This is a genomic window from Curtobacterium sp. BNK-1 (assembly GCF_048685235.1).
Classification (GTDB): Bacteria; Pseudomonadota; Gammaproteobacteria; order Enterobacterales; family Enterobacteriaceae; genus Pantoea; species Pantoea agglomerans.
In genome coordinates this window covers 414,971-432,031 of record NZ_JBLQTJ010000004.1, presented here as the reverse complement: position 1 = coordinate 432,031, position 17,061 = coordinate 414,971, and the positions used below count along the sequence as shown (strand labels likewise).

The 17,061-nt window shown below is 53.2% G+C and carries 15 protein-coding genes; 9 read left to right on the top strand and 6 right to left on the bottom strand.

The genetic code is table 11. The annotated features are described in order from the left end of the window. Nucleotides 1-277 precede the first annotated feature (277 nt). A complete protein-coding gene (locus ACMGGP_RS22445; protein ID WP_346439759.1) occupies nt 278-1,189 on the bottom strand; it encodes a LysR family transcriptional regulator in 912 nt (303 codons plus the stop codon). Between the two features lie 125 nt (nt 1,190-1,314). Here ACMGGP_RS22445 and ACMGGP_RS22440 point away from each other — a divergent pair, with 125 nt between their 5' ends. The 3 genes from ACMGGP_RS22440 to ACMGGP_RS22430 all read left to right on the top strand — a co-directional run bounded on the left by ACMGGP_RS22440 (nt 1,315) and on the right by ACMGGP_RS22430 (nt 4,587). Next, nucleotides 1,315-2,694, top strand: coding sequence for an MFS transporter (locus ACMGGP_RS22440; protein WP_346441549.1), 1,380 nt, complete (start codon nt 1,315-1,317; stop codon nt 2,692-2,694). Next, nucleotides 2,691-3,086: a DUF4440 domain-containing protein gene (locus tag ACMGGP_RS22435; RefSeq protein ID WP_172609077.1), complete on the top strand. Its 396-nt coding sequence runs from the start codon at nt 2,691-2,693 to the stop codon at nt 3,084-3,086. The genes ACMGGP_RS22440 and ACMGGP_RS22435 overlap by 4 nt, the downstream gene beginning before the upstream one ends. A gap of 463 nt (nt 3,087-3,549) precedes the next feature. Then, nucleotides 3,550-4,587 (top strand): helix-turn-helix domain-containing protein, encoded by a 1,038-nt coding sequence (locus ACMGGP_RS22430; RefSeq protein WP_346439756.1) that lies wholly within the window; start codon nt 3,550-3,552, stop codon nt 4,585-4,587. Here ACMGGP_RS22430 and ACMGGP_RS22425 read toward each other — a convergent pair. Continuing rightward, nucleotides 4,529-5,629, bottom strand: a complete 1,101-nt coding sequence (locus ACMGGP_RS22425; protein ID WP_498798928.1) for an alpha/beta hydrolase family protein — start codon at nt 5,627-5,629, stop codon at nt 4,529-4,531. The two genes, ACMGGP_RS22430 and ACMGGP_RS22425, sit on opposite strands and share 59 nt — an antisense overlap. Before the next feature lie 205 nt (nt 5,630-5,834). Further along, the gene (locus ACMGGP_RS22420) at nt 5,835-7,043 is read right to left on the bottom strand and encodes an aldose 1-epimerase family protein (protein ID WP_258996174.1); all 1,209 of its coding nucleotides are present in this window, start codon (nt 7,041-7,043) and stop codon (nt 5,835-5,837) included. A 368-nt stretch (nt 7,044-7,411) separates the two neighbouring features. On the opposite strand from ACMGGP_RS22420, the gene ACMGGP_RS22415 reads away from it, so the two are divergent. From ACMGGP_RS22415 to ACMGGP_RS22400, 4 genes are all read left to right on the top strand, one after another. Then, nucleotides 7,412-7,969: a peroxiredoxin gene (locus ACMGGP_RS22415; protein WP_010670341.1), complete on the top strand. Its 558-nt coding sequence runs from the start codon at nt 7,412-7,414 to the stop codon at nt 7,967-7,969. Between the two features lie 24 nt (nt 7,970-7,993). Next, nucleotides 7,994-9,235 carry a protein-disulfide reductase DsbD family protein gene (locus ACMGGP_RS22410; RefSeq protein ID WP_010247150.1) on the top strand — a complete coding sequence of 414 codons (1,242 nt, stop codon included), beginning with the start codon at nt 7,994-7,996 and terminating at the stop codon, nt 9,233-9,235. Between the two features lie 71 nt (nt 9,236-9,306). Continuing rightward, nucleotides 9,307-9,861: a sigma-70 family RNA polymerase sigma factor gene (locus ACMGGP_RS22405; RefSeq protein WP_236352317.1), complete on the top strand. Its 555-nt coding sequence runs from the start codon at nt 9,307-9,309 to the stop codon at nt 9,859-9,861. Next, nucleotides 9,848-10,489, top strand: a complete 642-nt coding sequence (locus ACMGGP_RS22400; RefSeq protein ID WP_191920312.1) for an NrsF family protein — start codon at nt 9,848-9,850, stop codon at nt 10,487-10,489. Before ACMGGP_RS22405 ends, ACMGGP_RS22400 begins: the two co-directional genes overlap by 14 nt. Nucleotides 10,490-10,571: 82 nt before the next feature. Here ACMGGP_RS22400 and ACMGGP_RS22395 read toward each other — a convergent pair whose 3' ends face one another. Continuing rightward, nucleotides 10,572-11,723 carry an MFS transporter gene (locus ACMGGP_RS22395; RefSeq protein WP_236352318.1) on the bottom strand — a complete coding sequence of 384 codons (1,152 nt, stop codon included), beginning with the start codon at nt 11,721-11,723 and terminating at the stop codon, nt 10,572-10,574. A gap of 120 nt (nt 11,724-11,843) precedes the next feature. Here ACMGGP_RS22395 and ACMGGP_RS22390 point away from each other — a divergent pair, with 120 nt between their 5' ends. Both ACMGGP_RS22390 and ACMGGP_RS22385 read left to right on the top strand, forming a co-directional pair. Next, on the top strand, nt 11,844-12,614 hold the full coding sequence (locus ACMGGP_RS22390; protein ID WP_301248267.1) for a DeoR/GlpR family DNA-binding transcription regulator: 771 nt from the start codon (nt 11,844-11,846) through the stop codon (nt 12,612-12,614). A gap of 156 nt (nt 12,615-12,770) precedes the next feature. Further along, complete coding sequence (locus ACMGGP_RS22385; RefSeq protein ID WP_033769017.1) at nt 12,771-13,181, top strand: GFA family protein; 411 nt, start codon at nt 12,771-12,773, stop codon at nt 13,179-13,181. A gap of 16 nt (nt 13,182-13,197) precedes the next feature. Here ACMGGP_RS22385 and ACMGGP_RS22380 read toward each other — a convergent pair whose 3' ends face one another. Both ACMGGP_RS22380 and fdhF read right to left on the bottom strand, forming a co-directional pair. Beyond that, the gene (locus ACMGGP_RS22380) at nt 13,198-13,683 is read right to left on the bottom strand and encodes a helical membrane plugin domain-containing protein (protein WP_050679362.1); all 486 of its coding nucleotides are present in this window, start codon (nt 13,681-13,683) and stop codon (nt 13,198-13,200) included. After that, nucleotides 13,683-16,655, bottom strand: a complete 2,973-nt coding sequence (gene fdhF, locus ACMGGP_RS22375) for a formate dehydrogenase subunit alpha (RefSeq protein WP_498798927.1) — start codon at nt 16,653-16,655, stop codon at nt 13,683-13,685. Before fdhF ends, ACMGGP_RS22380 begins: the two co-directional genes overlap by 1 nt. Between the last annotated feature and the right edge of the window lie 406 nt (nt 16,656-17,061).

Sequence of the window (17,061 nt, the reverse complement as noted above, 5' to 3'; positions counted from 1 at the left end):
GACTGAGCCACACCAGGGTGTGACGCAGGTCCGGGCCTGAAGCCGCAGGCGCTGGGGATGGGATAACAAGACAAGCCCCAGCGCCAGTTTTCAGGTTATCGCGCAGCAGTGATTTATCAGGACAGGGAATTAAGTAATGCGCCTGCGTTAAACTGAATTGTCATTAGCCAGACAGTAAATATTTACCTTCCCGCCCTGCATAAAATAAAGTTTATGGGATTTAAATCAGTTGAGATAAATTAACGGTTAGCCCATCAGAATAATGTGATGGATGCGCTTATTTTCTGCTGTAGAGCGCCAAACGTTCATGCAGGAAATCTATAAACGCGCGTACTTTTTCTGGCACATGACGAGTATTAGGGTAGAGCGCGTAAATTCCCTGACGGGGGAATTGATGATCGGGCAGTAGCCGTACTAATCCACCTTTTTCAATCTCATCCTGTACCAGCCAGGCGGGCAGAATCGCCACGCCAGCACCGGCTAAAGTAAAAGCGAGCAAAGAAGAGGCACTGTCAGCCGTGATCATGGCAGGCTGAAATGCGCTCATCAGCACAGACTCGCCTTCGGGCGTGATCACCTGCCAGCTGAGTGGCGTCGATAAACGGCTATGCGCAATCCATTTTGCTGACGCGAGATGTGAAAGATCCCGGATAGACGCTTCATTCAGGCTGTTGAGATAACAAGGTGCAGCGACCGCCAGGATATCAAACTGATCGATAAGGCGGGCGTGATGACTGGAATCGGCAAGATGCCCAAGTCGTATCGCCACATCAAAGCGGCCGGCAATCAGGTCGTCGTTTTTTGATGATGAGGCGTGATGTATGCGTAACTGTGGGTGTTGGGCTGCAAAGCCAGCCAGGGCAGGGACGATAACACGAGCGCCATATTCCAGAGTGGTTGTGATCCGGAGTGTCCCGCTTAATCCAGCGTGATCACTTCTCACATCCTCTAATACGCTTTCCGCATCCTGTAGAAGCTGAAGGCAACGATGATAAAATCTTTCACCCGTATCCGTGGCTGAAACGCGTCTGGTGCTCCTGATGAGTAACGAGACACCCAGCTCCTCTTCGAGATGTTTAATATTGAAACTCACAACGGCTTTAGTTAACCCGAGTGTCTGAGCTGCACCTGTAAAACTGCCTGCCTCGACTACCGCGACAAAGATCCCCAGCCGTTGCATATTGATCATCGTTAACCCTTAAACGACAGCTTACTGTCAAAATATTTTTGACAGTGTAACAACGTAAAGTGAATTTATCCCGATAATTTAAGCACCTATACTGCGCGCCTTACGCTGATCTGTCTGGGAAAAAAATGAGCTATCGTGTGCGCGTTGCCAGTGTCTATTTGCTGGGATTTTTTATTGATCTGGTCAACATGTTTATCGCCAATGTTGCTTATCCAGAGATTGGCAGACATTTTGATGCCCCCGTTAACCAGCTGGCATGGATCAGTAATGGCTACATCTTAGGCCTGACGCTGGTCATACCGCTCAGTAGCTGGCTGGTACGGCGCATGGGCGCAAAACGTCTGTTCATGCTCTCACTGCTTATTTTCATTGCGGGCACCTGTGGTGTGGGGGCATCAACGTCAGTTTCTCAGCTCATCGCCTTCCGATGGATACAGGGCATCGGCGGCGGACTGTTGATCCCCATCGGTCAGACGATGACCTATGCGTTATACAGAAGCAATGAACGTGCGAAGTTATCGTCAGTCGTGATGTTGATTGCATTGCTGGCACCCGCCTTGTCGCCAGCTGTTGGTGGAATAGTGGTTGAGAGCCTTAGCTGGCGCTGGGTTTTTCTTGTGAGCCTGCCGCTCGCGGTTGCGGCATTGCTGCTGGCGGGATGCTGGCTCAAAGCAGACAAACCGGCGAACTCATCTGAACCGCTGGACCTGGTGGGTTTAGTCAGTGGTTGTACCGCGCTCACGCTGATCCTTCTCGGGCTGACTTACCTGGGCGATGCTGACAGGCTTTATCAGGGGGCGATGATGCTGCTTGCTGGCGTCCTTACTCTGGCGGGCTATGTGTGGGACGCACTTCGAAAAAGCCATCCACTCATTAACCTGCATCTGATAAAGGATCCGCTCTTACACACCGCAATGCTGATCTATCAGTTTATACCAGGCGTGTTCACCGGCGTCAGTATGATCACTATGCTATACCTGCAAAATCAATTGGGTATGCATGCCAGCAATGTCGGCGCGCTCATGCTGCCATGGTCTCTGGCTTCCTTTGCGGCAATTAGTCTGACAGGTAAGACGTTCAACCTCTGGGGACCACGCCCGCTATTTATCACCGGGTGTCTGTTTCAGGCGCTGGGTATTGGCCTGCTGGCGCTGACTGGCCAGACATCGGACAGCTTAGTCTTTGTACTTGCTTTCGCCTTGATGGGATTTGGCGGCAGCCTGTGTAGCAGCACGGCTCAGAGTTCTGCTTTTATTCACATCACCGACAGCGAACTTGCTGATGCCAGCGCACTCTGGAATATCAATCGCCAGCTCAGTTTTTGTCTCGGCGTTACGCTGGTCAGCCTGCTGTTCAACCTGATTGCGAATAGCGGCATGCCTGAAGAACACGCTTATCACCTCTGTTTTGTTATAGCGGCATTCAGCGCTGTGATTCCGCTTCTGTGCTGTTTACGCATTTCAAATCAGAAGGTTATTTTTATGCTTAAAGGGGACCAAAAATGAACCGTTATTTTAAGGAAGTACTGGACGCCCACGAATTGATTCGCAACTGGCTGGGTAACAAAGAAGCACATGATGAGGTTTGTGAGGAACTTTTAGCGCGTTTTAGTCCTGCATATTCCATGGTGACACCGGGCGGTGCCTTACTGGATTTCACGACACTAAATGGGTTTTTCCGCACTCAGCGCGGTGCACGTCCGGGTTTAGCGATTGATATCTGCGACATGCAGATGGTTGCTGAGAGTGAAGGAAACGCCACTGTGGTATATAAGGAGTTGCAGCAGCTTCCGGGCCAGGAGGCCACACTGCGGTTTTCTACGGTTGTGTTCGAGGTAAATAATGCTGGCAAGATTTTGTGGCGACATCTGCACGAGACTTCGTTCCCTAAGCCGTAGATGCTGTCGATTCGCAGTGTGTCAGGGCGCGACGGATTGAGAGCAACAGCGTGCTCTTAAACCAGCGATCATCGCCACTGTCTATCCTGAACCGATCGCCGTGAGAGATACAGTGGTGGTGAGGTGACGGCTTTATTGATCGTGAAAATTCCGCACCAGAGGCCGTTATACAAGGGGCTTCAGCAGGTTGTCTGAAGCGCCCGGATAAGGTTAGCTTAGAGCTTTAGCCTCTATGTTACCGCCTTGCCTTAAGTGCGCATAATCTATCTTATGTTAAATTAACGATAACGTAGTCATCCCCTCTTATCCTGTCTGCTGCTAATCAGTTTGATAATGCTGAAATAGTGGCGAAATCTCGCTTTATGGAAGCTCCAGCCCTGCATTTAACGCCCCCTGTCAAACAAGACAACCCGCAGGCAATTGTGTAATCATTCAGGAAATTTGCTGCTCTGGTTCTGCACCCATGCTCTCAGTGCCTTTTCCTGTCATTACACTTCTTGCTCTGCTGTTGCTGATGGCAACAATCTATTCCGGAAAACAACGTAACAACGGCACGCTGCGTTTTCTTTCTGCCTGTATCGTTCTTATTTCGATTAATACGATCCGCTGGGAGTATGACTCTGAGATTTTGAGAAATGTGCAGAGTGTGTTGGCAATGTTTTTACCTGCCATTGCATGGCACAGTTTCGTCCCGCTAAGCGAAGAAAGACGTAAACATGACTTACTGATTTTGCTTGTACCCGCAATAGTATCGCTAGTGATCAGGCTGGTATGGGCACCTGCTACTGACTTCATCCTCAGTATGCTTTATTTCAGCTATGGATTCGCCCTGCTAAGAAAAGCAGTGATTAGTGGAAAACCTATAAGGCTCAATACTCTGGGCGCAATAGCTCAGCATCCTACTTTGACTTTTTTCGCAGGCGGCTTTCTGTGTCTCTCCGCGCTGACAGACGTTCTCATTGCAACTGACTTTGGTATCAGCGGTGGAAAACATGCCACTTCGATCATCCTCATCACTCAACTTGCGCTCTTGCCCATTGTCGGCACGATTATTTTCGGCTTTTTAAACTCATCCCAGCGCTTTGAACCTGTTATCGGGCAAAAAACAGACAAGATCGATGATCAAGCTCCAGCGGCAGATATGACTGAGTTATATATGATGCTCGAAAAACAGGTCCATGAAACAGAGCTCTACCTGAATCCCGATTTGACGCTTGCTCTACTGGCAAGGAAAACCGGCATACCCGCCCGTAATTTCTCTGCAGCCGTTAACTCGGTTAAACAGTGTAATGTATCGCAGTGGATCAATGGTTTCAGGGTTGAACGGGCAAAAGAGCTACTGCTTAACACTTCTTTGCCCGTTACTCATATCATGCTGGAGTGCGGATTCATGACTAAGTCTAATTTCAATCGTGAATTCCAGCGCCTTTCAGGCCTCTCCCCTAGTCTATTTCGTCAGCAGGCGCGTGATAACTCAGTGCAGAATTCAGAAAAAGTGTGATTTTAGTCGTTATCAGTTGATGTAGTTCTGATCGGCTAGCACCCTTGTCGTCCTGACAAACAATGCCATCGCCCGGCGTTTCATCGTCAATAAGTTTCTCTGCACCTGGTTTACATAACTGCATAAAACTGAAATGAGTCGCCCCCTTGATGATACTGAATTGTCGCAATGATCCGCGCATTTTATCAGCAAGATACTCAGATTCCTCAGAAGCAGGCAACTGACCCAGCTTGTCATTACGGGCCGCGAGAATAAGCACGGGTATGTTAATTTTGCTCAGGCTAGCAGGGGTAAAACCTGGCGCTAATCCAGCATCAAGTGTCACGACGGCTTTGATTCTTGTATCAAGATTGTCAGATGACAAAAGTTTATGCGCAGTAACGTCATCTATTCCAAGTTTGGTCGTCAGCTTACAGTCACCGCGAAGGACATGCTGCTGACAGTCATTCAGGAACAACGAAGGATCAAAACGCGCTCCAGCCAGCGACATGACTGTCCAGCCTCCAAGAGAATGCCCAATAGCCGCAATGCGCTTATCATCTACTGCGCCAGATAAGTCAGAAGATCGACCGACGAAATCAATTACCCGGGATATTTCACCAGGACGACGCCATAGTTTTCTGGTGTCTTCAGGATTATGATTAAAGATTGTCGTACCGGGGTGATCAGGCGCAGCCACAATGTATCCCTGAGCGGCCAACGCTGCAGCAAGCCAGGAAAGATTTTTCCAGCTTCCATTAAATCCATGTGAAATCACTACAAGTGGATGCGTTCCCGAAACGGGTGTGGCGTTACGGATAATCTCAACGCCGACAAAAGCGACATTTTCTCCAACAGTTTCACTTACTCCATTCTGAATCGCCGGATACCATACCGCTACTTTCAGAGGCTCTCTCTGGGTGTCTGACACTGTCATCTGGCGAAAACCCGGGGATGCCTGGACCTGCCAGCAGAAAAGTAATACCGATGCTGCTATAAACACTGTTCTGAACATCATTGATGCCTTGCTGTGATAAATGAAGACATATTTGTAATCTGCCACAACGTACGAATGCGTCCTCTTACACGATCCAGGTCTTCAAATTTGCAAAATCAGTGATTATTTATCCGTCTGCTTCTGTTTTATGGTGCCGCTCACGACCAGCAATATCCATGGCGCGGCAGCCTGTAAGTCATAAAATCCGTTCTCAAATCTAAAAAAAATCCCGACACGCGACTTCACGTCATCGGGATTTCATTCATTCCAGTTACTCTTTCGCTATTGGCGTCTCGCTCACATCAATCTTCGTGTCGCCCTGAATGCCCTTAATGCGTTTCTCAACGTCATTAACCTGCTCGCTGCTGTGCAGCAAGGTGTAAGTCAGATCAAATGCCGTACTGGCACCCGGTTGCAGTTGCTTCACACGTTTTTGTTCACGTTCAATGGTGACCGGATAGGCGTAACTGGTACCAGGTTCGATGCCGGTCACGTAGCCCTGTTTCAGGGTGTCGGTATTTTTCCATAAGGTCAGCATCGGGAGCTGACGCGTATCGAACTGAATGGATGCGCCGCTGTTGCCCGCTTTATTTATCACCGCAGCGACGGTCTGATGATTGCTGTCTGAAAGTGGCTTGATGTTGAACACCATCTCATCGAAGTCTTTGGTCGGACCTTTATAGGTCTGCCACTCTTTTAACCCGGCTTTCGCGTAGTCATTGAACGGGCTGATGCCGGACATCGGCGCCAGGAAGCGTGCGCCCTCTTCAAGAATAGGTTTGCCGAAGTTGCTGTGATAGATGATCTGGTAATCGTGCGGATAGTCGGCGTGGTTGGTTAACACATCATGCAGGCTGAAACTGTTGCTGCCTGGCACATAACGCAGCTCGGTCATGGTCTGCAAATCAGCTTTCTTAAAGGTGCTCTCTTTAATCAGGCCGCGAATACGGATTTCGTGTGGTGCCGTATCGGCCACTTCAACTTCCAGCTGAGAAACCGGCGTATTACCCGCTTTACCGTGCAGCGTATAGATTCGGCCTTCATCGGTGACCGGATGGCCGGTCCATTCGTAGCCGCAGCGCACCATCATCTCGTTGAAACCATCCAGCCAGCCCAGACCGTTGCGGCTCTCAAGATTGATGAAGGCAGGATTGACGACCTCTTTAACCGGTGAATCCCAGCCCATACGGGTGCCAAAGCCTTCAACACGCAGTAAATTCATGCCACGTGTCGGGCTTAGCGTGATGGTCAGGCCATCCTCGCTGCGGATCGTCACTATTTTACTGCCTTCCTGCTTGCCGCCATGCAGGACTTTCTGTTCGATGCTGAACGGTTTGCCCTGAGACTTCAGCTCACTGCTGGAAATCTTCCAGTTTCCCTGCTCGGTGCCCTGTTCAGCACTCGTCAGCACCCAGGTTTTCGCCGCTGCAGAACCTGAAACCAGCACTGCCAGTACCGTTAACGCCAGTTTAATCTTCATAAGTCATCCCATTGGCTGAATCGTTTTTTCATTCCGTAAGGGAAATTTACTTAATGGGACTGAAGATAAACGTGATGATGCTCACCTGTTGAGAAAAGGAAGGGAATTAGACCTATTATTGTGGACCAAATCACAGTGATTACAGGCCAGAGAAGAATAACTACAGCGAATCAGGTGAAATTTGCTGACATTAGCTTTATTCGATTCAGCTCAAAAAGAGGGATCTGATAACGACGGCGGATGAAGCGCTATTTAAAAAATAATTTAAAAAAAATCTTCAAACGCGCAACTTTTTCCATTTTTAAACGAACCTGTTATCAGGGACGTCAGACAACTCCGTCTGTTCGTCAATGGAGAGAGTAAAGCCAATGAAAAACACCCTGAAAACCCTGGCCGTCGCTACGCTGCTGGCACTGAGTGTTCCGGCAACATCTGCTTTTGCAGCGTTACAGGTCGGTGAAAAAGCACCGGACTTTAAACTGGAAGCCGCGCTGGCCGGTAAATCGACCACCTTCTCATTGCAACAGGCGCTGCAGAAAGGCCCGGTTGTCCTCTACTTCTTCCCTGCTGCTTTCAGTGCAGGCTGTACGCTGGAAGCACACGATTTTGCTGAAGCGACCGATGAATTTAAAAAGCAGGGTGCGACCGTCATTGGCGTGACGGCGGGCAATACCGATCAGATTGCGAAATTCTCGCAGCTTGAATGCCGTGACAAATTCACCGTCGCAGCCGATCCCGGTGCCAAAGTGGCGGCAGAATATAAGAGCACCATGGAGATGAAAGGTCAGAAGCTTTCAGACCGTACCTCTTACGTGATTGCGCCCGATGGCAAAATCCTGCTGAGCTTCACCGATAAAAATCCTGATACGCATATCCAGAAAGCGATGGATGCCGTTAAAAAATACCGTCAGGCCAATCCGGCATAACTTCATCTTCAGAGCAGGTACATCATGCTGACTGCGATTGCAGCCGCCTTCCTTGGCGGCATTATTCTGAACCTCATGCCCTGCGTGTTTCCGGTGATCTCGCTGAAAGCACTGAGCCTGATCCGCCATCACGAATCACCTTCCCACGCCAGAGCCGAAGGCCTGGCCTTTCTGCTGGGCGTAGTCGTGACGATGGTCGCTCTGACCGCAGTTCTGTTGCTGGCCAGGGCGGGCGGTGCATCGGTGGGCTGGGGATTCCAGCTGCAATCGCCGCTGGTCATCGCCGCACTGATTCTGGTGATGCTTGGGTCGGCGCTGAACCTGCTCGGTCTGTTTGAAGTAGGATTATCGGTACAGCGGGTTGGCGAAGTGGGAGGCGATCGCGGTGGTTTAGTCGGTTCAGCTCTGACTGGTGCGCTGGCCATCATTGTCGCGACTCCCTGCAGCGCGCCCTTTATGGCCAGCGCGGTAGGCTATGCGCTTACCCAGCCTCCACTGATCAGTCTGGTGATCTTTATTTCACTGGCGCTGGGCTTTGCTGCGCCCTTCACCCTCATCTCATTCTTCCCGGTGCTGGCGCGAATTTTGCCAAAACCGGGTGCCTGGATGATCACCTTAAAGCAGGGGCTGGCGTTTCCCATGCTGGGCGCGGTGGGCTGGCTGATCTGGGTACTTGAACGTCAGGCGGGATCGGCGGCGCTGGCTGCCATTCTGGCCTGCTGTTTACTGTTTAGTTTCGCCGCCTGGCTGTATGGCATGGCGCAGAAACGCCGTATGATGGGACAGCGTCATTGGGTGCTGCATGTGGCGACCGCATTCTTCCTGGCGCTGGTCGTAGTGCCGTTACTGAACCTGAACAGGTTTGCCGAAGCTCCGGCTGAAACGGCAACCGCCTCACAGGCTGCCGCCGCTGTGGCCTGGTCGCCCCAGAACGTTGATGCCATCAAAGGTCAGGGCAAACCAATACTGGTGAACTTTACCGCATCATGGTGTATTACCTGCCAGGTTAACGATCGTACTTCGCTTTCGACGCAGGCGGTAAAAGCGGCGATGGCGCGAACCAACACCATTTATATGGTCGCGGATTCCACCAAATACAATCCCGATGTTGAACAGGCGCTGAGCGATTTCGGACGCGGTGGATTACCGCTCTACGTGGTCTATCCGGCTGACGGCGGTAAACCTGAGGTACTGCCCCAGGTGCTGACGCCTGGCATTGTGATTTCAGCGCTGAATCAGGCAACAGAAAAAGGAAATAAATCCTGAGATTACTGATGAAACGATTGCCTGGCGCGTGGCCAGGGCGCGGCGACAGCGTGATGAACTGCTGATGATCGATGCCAGAAACTGATCAACGCGCACAGCAGTGGCCAGCATTAATGGCCCGGGCGCAGGCGGGTGACAGAGCTGCCTATAACCAGTTACTGAAAGCGATGGTTCCGGCCATCCGGGCACTGGTATGCAAAAAAATCCGTGATGAGGGACTGGTCGAGGATGTGATTCAGGAGACGCTGCTGGCGATCCATCGGGTGCGGCATACCTACGATCCGCAGCGTCCGATACTCCCCTGGGTTGCTGCCATCGCCTCTGCCCGGGCCATTGATGCGATGCGCCATCGCGGCCGTCGCCAGGAAGTACAGGATGAGGAAGAGCTGCAACGACAACCCGCTGCAAGTGCAGAGTCCTCAGCCGATACGGATATCCTCTCCGGTTATCTGGATAACCTTCCGCAACGCCAGCGGGAGATCGTCGAATCCGTGCATCTGCGCGAGCAGAGCCTGGCGCAGGCAGCAGCTGAAACTAATCAGTCGCTCTCTGCGGTTAAATCTCTGTTGCATCGCGCAATGGTCAACCTTCGTAAATATGGACGGGGTCATCATGAGAAATCATGACCAGTTAATTAATCAGCTCAGCGCGTCTGCCCAGCCGGTGCAGCGCGTCTGGCCTACCGCCTGGCGTGTCGCGGGCTGGATTGCCCTTGCCCTGCCCTGTGGCGCGCTGACCAGCTGGGCATTTCACAGCCGTTTCACTGACTGGTCGCAGCCTGGCGCGTTTTTTGCGCTGGTTGCCCTGCTGCTGTCACTCATCATCGCGGGCAGCACGCTGGCGGCAGCCTTTACGCTGAGTATTGCAGGCAGAAAACCGATCAGCCTGCGCTGGCCGCTGCTGATGGCGATGATGTGGCTGGTGCTGAATCTGATCAATATGTCATCTTCAGCACCGCCATCGGGCGCGAACCGGTTGGGTGAAGGGATGCACTGTTATCTGTTTATGCTGTCGGCCAGTGTCCCGATGATGCTGATGTCCGTCTTCGCCCTGCAGCGCACCCGATCCCTCTATCCCGCGCGCAGTCTGGCGCTGAGCGGCTGCGGCAGTGCGTTTACCTCATCGATGCTGCTGTCGCTGTGCCACGATACCCATCTGCACGCCATCGATTTTTCTATGCATCTGGCTGCGGGCATCACCATCGTCGCGCTGACGGTGCTGACAGGCCGCCGCTGGGTCAGGCTGGGAGAGTAATGGCAGGCCGCTTCCGTTCCTCCTGAAGATGACTTTGCGCCCCGTTCAATGAAATTCTTTCAGGAGCGCGAACTGGGTAATTTTATGCATTTTCCCCCGCGCGGCTACGGCCCAGGTCCAGGGTCAGAGAGACCGCACCGACAACCAGCATCAGCGCCATAATCAGTGAAAATGAGAAAGCGAGATGCGTGTAATGCGCCACGTAGCCAATCACGGCTGGCCCGCTCAGGACCCCCAGATAGCCCAGAGTAGTAATGGCAGGCACGGCGACCGCCTGCGGCATCACCGTCTGACGTCCGGCGGCGGAGAACATTACCGGCACGATATTGGCGCAGCCTGCGCCGACCAGGGTGTAGCCCAGCAACGCCATCGGCCAGGAGGCGATAAAGGTCACCATCGCCATGCCAGCGGCGGCAATCAGTGCGCCGCCCAGCACAACCGGTAAACGTCCCAGCGATGAGATAATCCGGTCCCCCGTCAGACGCGCCACGGTCATCGCAATGGCAAAGCAGGTATAGCCCAGTCCGCCCAGTGACGCCGGAATGGCCCGGACGTCGGTCAGATAGACAGCACTCCAGTCCAGCACGGTGCCTTCGGTCAGGAAGACGGCAAAGCAGATGATGCCGATAATCAGTACGCTGCCGCGCGGAACAGCAAACACCGGGCCTTCAGCGGGGTTCGCGTAGGTGAGTAAGCCCGATGCGCTGACCAGCGTCATGATAATCACCGCCGCGACCGCCAGCAAACAGCCGGTCAGCACGCTAAAACCCATCGCCAGTAGCAGCGTCATAAAGCCCGCGCCGGCAATGCCGCCCACGCTATACATGCCGTGAAAGCCTGACATGACTGGCTTTTCCGCCTGCTTCTCCACCAGGATCGCCTGGATGTTCATGGCGCAGTCGGTTACTCCGATGCCGACGCCAAAAACCAGCAACGCCAGCGCCAGCAACAGCGGGTTGCTCAGCACCGATAGCCATGGCGTACTGATGATGACCAGCGCGACAGCGACCAGAATCACCCGGCGGCAGCCAAAGCGGCTGGTCAGCCAGCCCGTCACCGGCATCGCAATCAGCGCGCCGACGCCAAGACAAAGCAGCAAGGTGCCGAGCTGCGCCTCATTAACCCCGGTATTGCTGCGGGCGAAAGGCACAATCACCGCCCAGGTCGCGGTGATAAATCCGGCTATAAAAAAGATGATGCGTGTTGCCAGCGTGGAAGAGACGTTATTAGCCATTGCATTCCTTTGAGGGATGTCGTGGAGAGCTGACAGGACTGAGAGATCGCTATTGACTCCCTGCCCGGCAGTGAACGATTATGCTCACTATAGCTCGATTATGAATATTTTGAGGTTTATATGCTCGATTATGCAGCTTTCCCGCAGCAGCGACAAGCGCTGATTCGTGAGATATTGCAGGACAAAGGACGGGTGGTCTGCGCTGACCTTGCAAGGCAATTGGCCGTGTCAGAGCACACTATCCGCCGCGATCTCCATGAACTCAGTAAAGAGGGTTTATGTAAAAAGGTCTATGGCGGTGCGGTGTTACAGCTGCAGGAGGCGGGCAGCTTTGTCAGCCGGAAAGCTCACGATCACGCAGCAAAAGCCCTGATCGCGCAGCGCTGTGCCAGCCTGGTGAAAACCAATAGCTGCATCTTTATTGATGCCGGTACGACCAATCTGGCGCTGGCACAGGCGCTATCACCAGATTTGAATATCACCGTCGTCACCAATGCACCCGATATTGCTGCGCTACTGATCAACCATCCTGCTGCGGAGGTGATTATGCTGGGCGGGCAGATACAGAAGAGCACCGGCGGCGCGGTCGGGCAAACCGCGATCAACCAGATCCAGGGCATTCTGTTTGATCAGGCGTTTATTGGCGGCTGTGCCATGAGTCCGGAGGCCGGTCTGACCGGTTTTAACTATGCGGATTGCGAATTCAAGAAAGTTGCCATGGCGCAAAGCAATCAGATCATTGTCGGGCTGACAGCGGATAAAATCCCTGCCGTAGCGCGATTCAGCGTGGCGAAATGCCGTGAAATTTCAACGCTCGTCGTGGAAGAGAAGCTCGATAAAGAACTGCTTGAGGCGTTTGAAGCGGAAGAGATGACGCTTATTACTGTCTGATACGGGGTGATGAAATAAATCGTGTCGCAGACGAACCCGATGAACGCACCCTGCCCTGGCTGTGCTAATGGTCGACAAATCCGCACCCGATGCTGCCAAATCCCAGGCTTTGGCGTAGGCTGAAAGCTGGCTGGTTTTACTACACAGGAGATCACGATGCAAAATGAAATGACAGCACAATGCCACTGTGGCGCGGTGGCGTACCGGGTGACGCTGAAGGATGGATTTAATACGGTGCGCCGCTGCAACTGCTCGTTTTGCCGGATGCGCGGCGCGGTGGTGGTATTTGCGACAAAAGTGGAGCTGACCCGCGGTGAAGCGCAGCTCACAGAGTATCGTTTCAACAGCAAAGAGGTGGGCCACTACTTCTGTTCCGTTTGCGGCATTTACACCTTTCATCAGAGCCGCTCACAGCCCGATCAGTTCGGGGTGAATGTCGCCTGCCTTGAGGGGGTTTCGCCGTTTGATTTCACCGATGTCCCGGTCTCCGATGGTATCAATCATCCAAAAGATGGCGGCGCGGGCGGTGTAGCCGGTCATCTGATCTACACCCCCACGCAATCCTGAACGATCGCAGGCTGAACTACTCCCGTGTGGGCTTGCCACTGAAGCGGGTAATCGGCTTCTGCTCTTCACGGTCGATCTGTTGTGAGAAGACTTCAAGCGCCGCGAAGATGGGGCGCAGTCCGCGCCACAGATCCTCATCATTGAGTAACCGGATAATGCCGCGGATGCCCGGCGCAGCTTTTTCCTGACGGGCCTCATCGCGTGCTGGTTTAACGGCCATCGCGGCATCGCGAACGGCCAACAGCAGATGATTAAACCGTTCTGGCGGCACGCTGCCCAGCGTCATCATCAGTAGCGAGAGATTCTGCAGCGCGTTCTGCGTACCCGGCTGATTAAGGCCCGAAACCAGGATTTTCCCCACCTCGCTATTTGATTTAACCAGGTCGTTCGCCAGCCGCAGAAAACCGTGCTGGTGAAGATTTTCGATTAGCTCATCCATCGCTTCCCGGGCGGTCGGCTCAGTAGGTGTCGGCGGGACCTGATATTTCATCCTTTCTGCCATTAGAATTTCTCCGGTTTTTCGACATGTTCAGGCGGTTCCCGATAGCCAGCCTGCTGCCATTTTTGCTCTATCGGCAGGTGATCCAGCGGCGTACGACTGCCGTGACGGAAGTTGTGTAGTGGCACCGGATTAGGCTGCGACCGGCGATCAACGCGCTTCATATTTACGGCAATCTCTTTATAAGCTGGTGTGTTGACGTCGGGATCGTGATGTTCGCCAGTCAGGGCGTTGACGCCATCTTTGCCATGATGAATCGGCATAAACAGCACGTTGCCTGCTACACGCTCAGTGATCACAACAGGCACATCCAGCGATCCGCGCCGCGAGGTAATGCGTACCCACTCTCCTTCGTTCAGCGCGCGCTCGGCGGCCAGCTCCGGTGAGATCTCAACAAAGGCATTTGGCGACAGCGACATCATGCGGCCACCCTGCCCGGTCTGATTCATCGACTGGAAATGCTCCAGCATCCGGCCATTATTCAGCAGCAGATTATACTGTGAATCCTCCTGCTCGGCGGGCGGTTGCCAGCTCAGCGGATAGAGTCGCGCTTTGCCATCCGGGAAATTAAACCGTTCCGTGTAGAGTCGCGGCGTGCTTTCGCCTGCGGCGCTGACGGGCCAGAGCTGGGACTGCCAGCCGACCAGTTGCTCATAGCTAACACCCGCGAAAATCTCTGCGATGCCTGCCGCTTCCGCCATAATCGCGCCTGGGTTCGGGTAATGCCACGGATGACCGAGACGGGCGGCGAGATCGGTAAAGATCTCCCAGTCGGGACGACTATCACCCAGCGGCTTCATGGCGGGTGAAAAGTGCTGGATTCGCCGTTCGGTGTTCACAAACGTGCCCTCTTTCTCCACGCTGGGCGCACCGGGCAGCACCACATCGGCAAATTCGGCAGTGCGTGACATGAAAATGTCCTGTACCACCATAAATTCCAGCTTGCTGAAGGCGGCATGCACCGAAGTGGCATCGGCATCCGCAAACGCCGTCTCTTCTCCGGTGATATACATTGCACGAATCTTGCCTTCACCGGCCTGCTGCACCATTTTGAAATTATCTGCACCAGGCTGATCGGAAAGCGCTTCAGGCGAGACGCCCCAGGCACGCGCCCATTTTTCGCGCACCGCTGGGTCAGTGACTTTTTCATAGCCGGGATAGAGATTACTGAGGCAGCCAAAGTCGCTGGCGCCCTGTACGTTGTTGTGTCCGCGCATCGGATAACCGCCGGTGCCAGGCCGGCCATAGTTGCCGGTGACCAGCAGCAGGTTCGACAGCACCGTACTGGTGTCTGCCCCGTGGCTGTGCTGGGTAATTCCCATCGCCCACAACACACAGGCACTGCCCGCCTGGCCGATCATTTCCGCTGCTTCAATCAGTTCTGATTCACTCAGTCCACATGTCTCACTGGCAAAGGCCAGCGTAAAGGGAGCGAGTGAGGCGCGGTACTCATCAACCTGGTTGACCCGCTGGGCCAGAAAAGCCTCATCCGCATAACCGTGATCGAACATATATTTTGCCATCGCCGAGGCCCAGACCAGGTCAGTACCCGGTCGGATGCGCAGATAGCAGTCAGCACGTTCCGCCATTTCATGACGGCGCGGATCAACGACCAGCAGTTTCTGACCGCGATGTTTGTGGCTCTGTTTGATGTGAGAAGCAATGACCGGATGGTTCTCGGCCAGGTTGCTGCCGACCAGCACGATCAAATCGGTCTGTTGCAGATCCTCAATCGTCCCGGCATCTCCGCCGTAGCCCACCGTGCGGAACAGCCCTTCTGTGGCCGGGTTCTGACAATAGCGCGAGGAGTTATCAACGTTGTTGGTGCCAAAAATTAAACGGGCGATTTTTTGGGTCAGATAGGCTTCTTCATTGCTGGCCTTGCTGGAGCCGATAAAGCCAATCGCATCGCCTCCATAATTCTGAGCGATACCCTGTAATCCTTCGGTAACCCGCTGAAGTGCTTCATCCCAGCTGGCAGGCCGGAAACGACCATTCTCGCGGATCAACGGCGTAGTCAGGCGCTCCGGGCTGTTGACGAAGTCCCAGCCGAACTTACCTTTAACGCAGGTCGAGATGCCGTTGGCTGGGGCTTCGGCGACCGGCTGAACTTTCAGGATATGGCGGTCACGGGTCCAGATTTCAAAGCTGCAGCCTACACCGCAATAGGTGCAAACGGTTTTGGTGCGTTTGATCTCCGACTGGCGCAGCGCCACATCGATTTTCGAAACGCCGGTAATCGGCTCCATGCCGATACTATTTTCCAGAGTTTTAACAAAGTCGATCAGCGGACGCTTCAGCCCTTCATCCATCGCGGTAAAGGGGCCTGCGTCTGGCTGCATGGTTTTTTCCAGCAGCGCATTGCATGGGCAAACTGTGACGCAATGTCCGCAGCTAACGCAGCTGGAACCGGCGATTTCCGTTCCGCCATCCCAGAGCACGCGAGGATGCGCCTGGGTGTAGTCAATCGACAGCGTCTCATTGACCTCGACATTCTGACACGCTTCGACACAGCGACCGCATAAGATGCACTGGTCAGGATCGTAGGTGTAAAAAGGATTGGAATGATCTTTCGCGTAGGGCTTGGGCTCATGAGGATAGTACTGAATCGGAATGTGCATATCAGCCACGGCATTATGTAGCGTGCAGTCGCCGGTGTTGTGCTCACAGACGGTACAGTAAAGCTCATGACGATTGAGAAGCCGATCCATTCCCTCCTGCTGCGCGGCCTTAAGCGCACTGCCTTCACTCTGCACCTCCAGCCCCTCTTCAGTGCGGAGCGTGCAGCCGCGAACCCGCTCGCCGTTGGCATCTACCCAGCAGACATCACAACTTTGCAGCGGTGGCAACGCCGGGTGGTAACAGACATGAGGTAGTTTTTTCCCTTGAGCATCCAGAAAATCGATTAGCGGTTGATCAGCTAACCCTTTTAACCGTTCACCATTGTAGATAATGGTGCAGTAATTTTGACTCATATAAGCCTCATGACGACATTGCGACGATCTACCGAATGGAAAATCTCCCTCTATTTAAAGGGTTGCTTCACAAGCTTAGTGAGGATTAGCAGCCACGCCATGAATACCGCTACGCTTATCAAGGTTACTTGCTGACAGATAAGGCTTTTTTAAATGTAATGACTTCTTACCGGCTAAATACGGGTCAGGTTTTACCCGGCTGATCGTCAGAATCTGGCACAGAGGCTTCGCGTTGATAAGCACTGGCCGCACAATGGTGAAGTTGAGGGTTAATAACCAAGCATAATGTATGTTGTAACTATATAATCAACTATATTCTTTCGCTATAAGACGCAGGGTAAAGATCGGTACGCTTATCAATCCGTCGTTTTGCCCTCAGGCAAATTAATTATCAGGACCGCCGCGA

What these genes read in the sequence shown, in the direction of transcription:
- ACMGGP_RS22445 (WP_346439759.1), bottom strand. Translation starts at nt 1,189, where the DNA reads ATGATCAATATGCAACGGCTGGGGATCTTTGTCGCGGTAGTCGAGGCA.
- ACMGGP_RS22440 (WP_346441549.1), top strand. Translation starts at nt 1,315, where the DNA reads ATGAGCTATCGTGTGCGCGTTGCCAGTGTCTATTTGCTGGGATTTTTT.
- ACMGGP_RS22435 (WP_172609077.1), top strand. Translation starts at nt 2,691, where the DNA reads ATGAACCGTTATTTTAAGGAAGTACTGGACGCCCACGAATTGATTCGC.
- ACMGGP_RS22430 (WP_346439756.1), top strand. Translation starts at nt 3,550, where the DNA reads ATGCTCTCAGTGCCTTTTCCTGTCATTACACTTCTTGCTCTGCTGTTG.
- ACMGGP_RS22420 (WP_258996174.1), bottom strand. Translation starts at nt 7,043, where the DNA reads ATGAAGATTAAACTGGCGTTAACGGTACTGGCAGTGCTGGTTTCAGGT.
- ACMGGP_RS22415 (WP_010670341.1), top strand. Translation starts at nt 7,412, where the DNA reads ATGAAAAACACCCTGAAAACCCTGGCCGTCGCTACGCTGCTGGCACTG.
- ACMGGP_RS22410 (WP_010247150.1), top strand. Translation starts at nt 7,994, where the DNA reads ATGCTGACTGCGATTGCAGCCGCCTTCCTTGGCGGCATTATTCTGAAC.
- ACMGGP_RS22405 (WP_236352317.1), top strand. Translation starts at nt 9,307, where the DNA reads ATGCCAGAAACTGATCAACGCGCACAGCAGTGGCCAGCATTAATGGCC.
- ACMGGP_RS22400 (WP_191920312.1), top strand. Translation starts at nt 9,848, where the DNA reads ATGAGAAATCATGACCAGTTAATTAATCAGCTCAGCGCGTCTGCCCAG.
- ACMGGP_RS22395 (WP_236352318.1), bottom strand. Translation starts at nt 11,723, where the DNA reads ATGGCTAATAACGTCTCTTCCACGCTGGCAACACGCATCATCTTTTTT.
- ACMGGP_RS22390 (WP_301248267.1), top strand. Translation starts at nt 11,844, where the DNA reads ATGCTCGATTATGCAGCTTTCCCGCAGCAGCGACAAGCGCTGATTCGT.
- ACMGGP_RS22385 (WP_033769017.1), top strand. Translation starts at nt 12,771, where the DNA reads ATGCAAAATGAAATGACAGCACAATGCCACTGTGGCGCGGTGGCGTAC.
- ACMGGP_RS22380 (WP_050679362.1), bottom strand. Translation starts at nt 13,683, where the DNA reads ATGGCAGAAAGGATGAAATATCAGGTCCCGCCGACACCTACTGAGCCG.
- fdhF (WP_498798927.1), bottom strand. Translation starts at nt 16,655, where the DNA reads ATGAGTCAAAATTACTGCACCATTATCTACAATGGTGAACGGTTAAAA.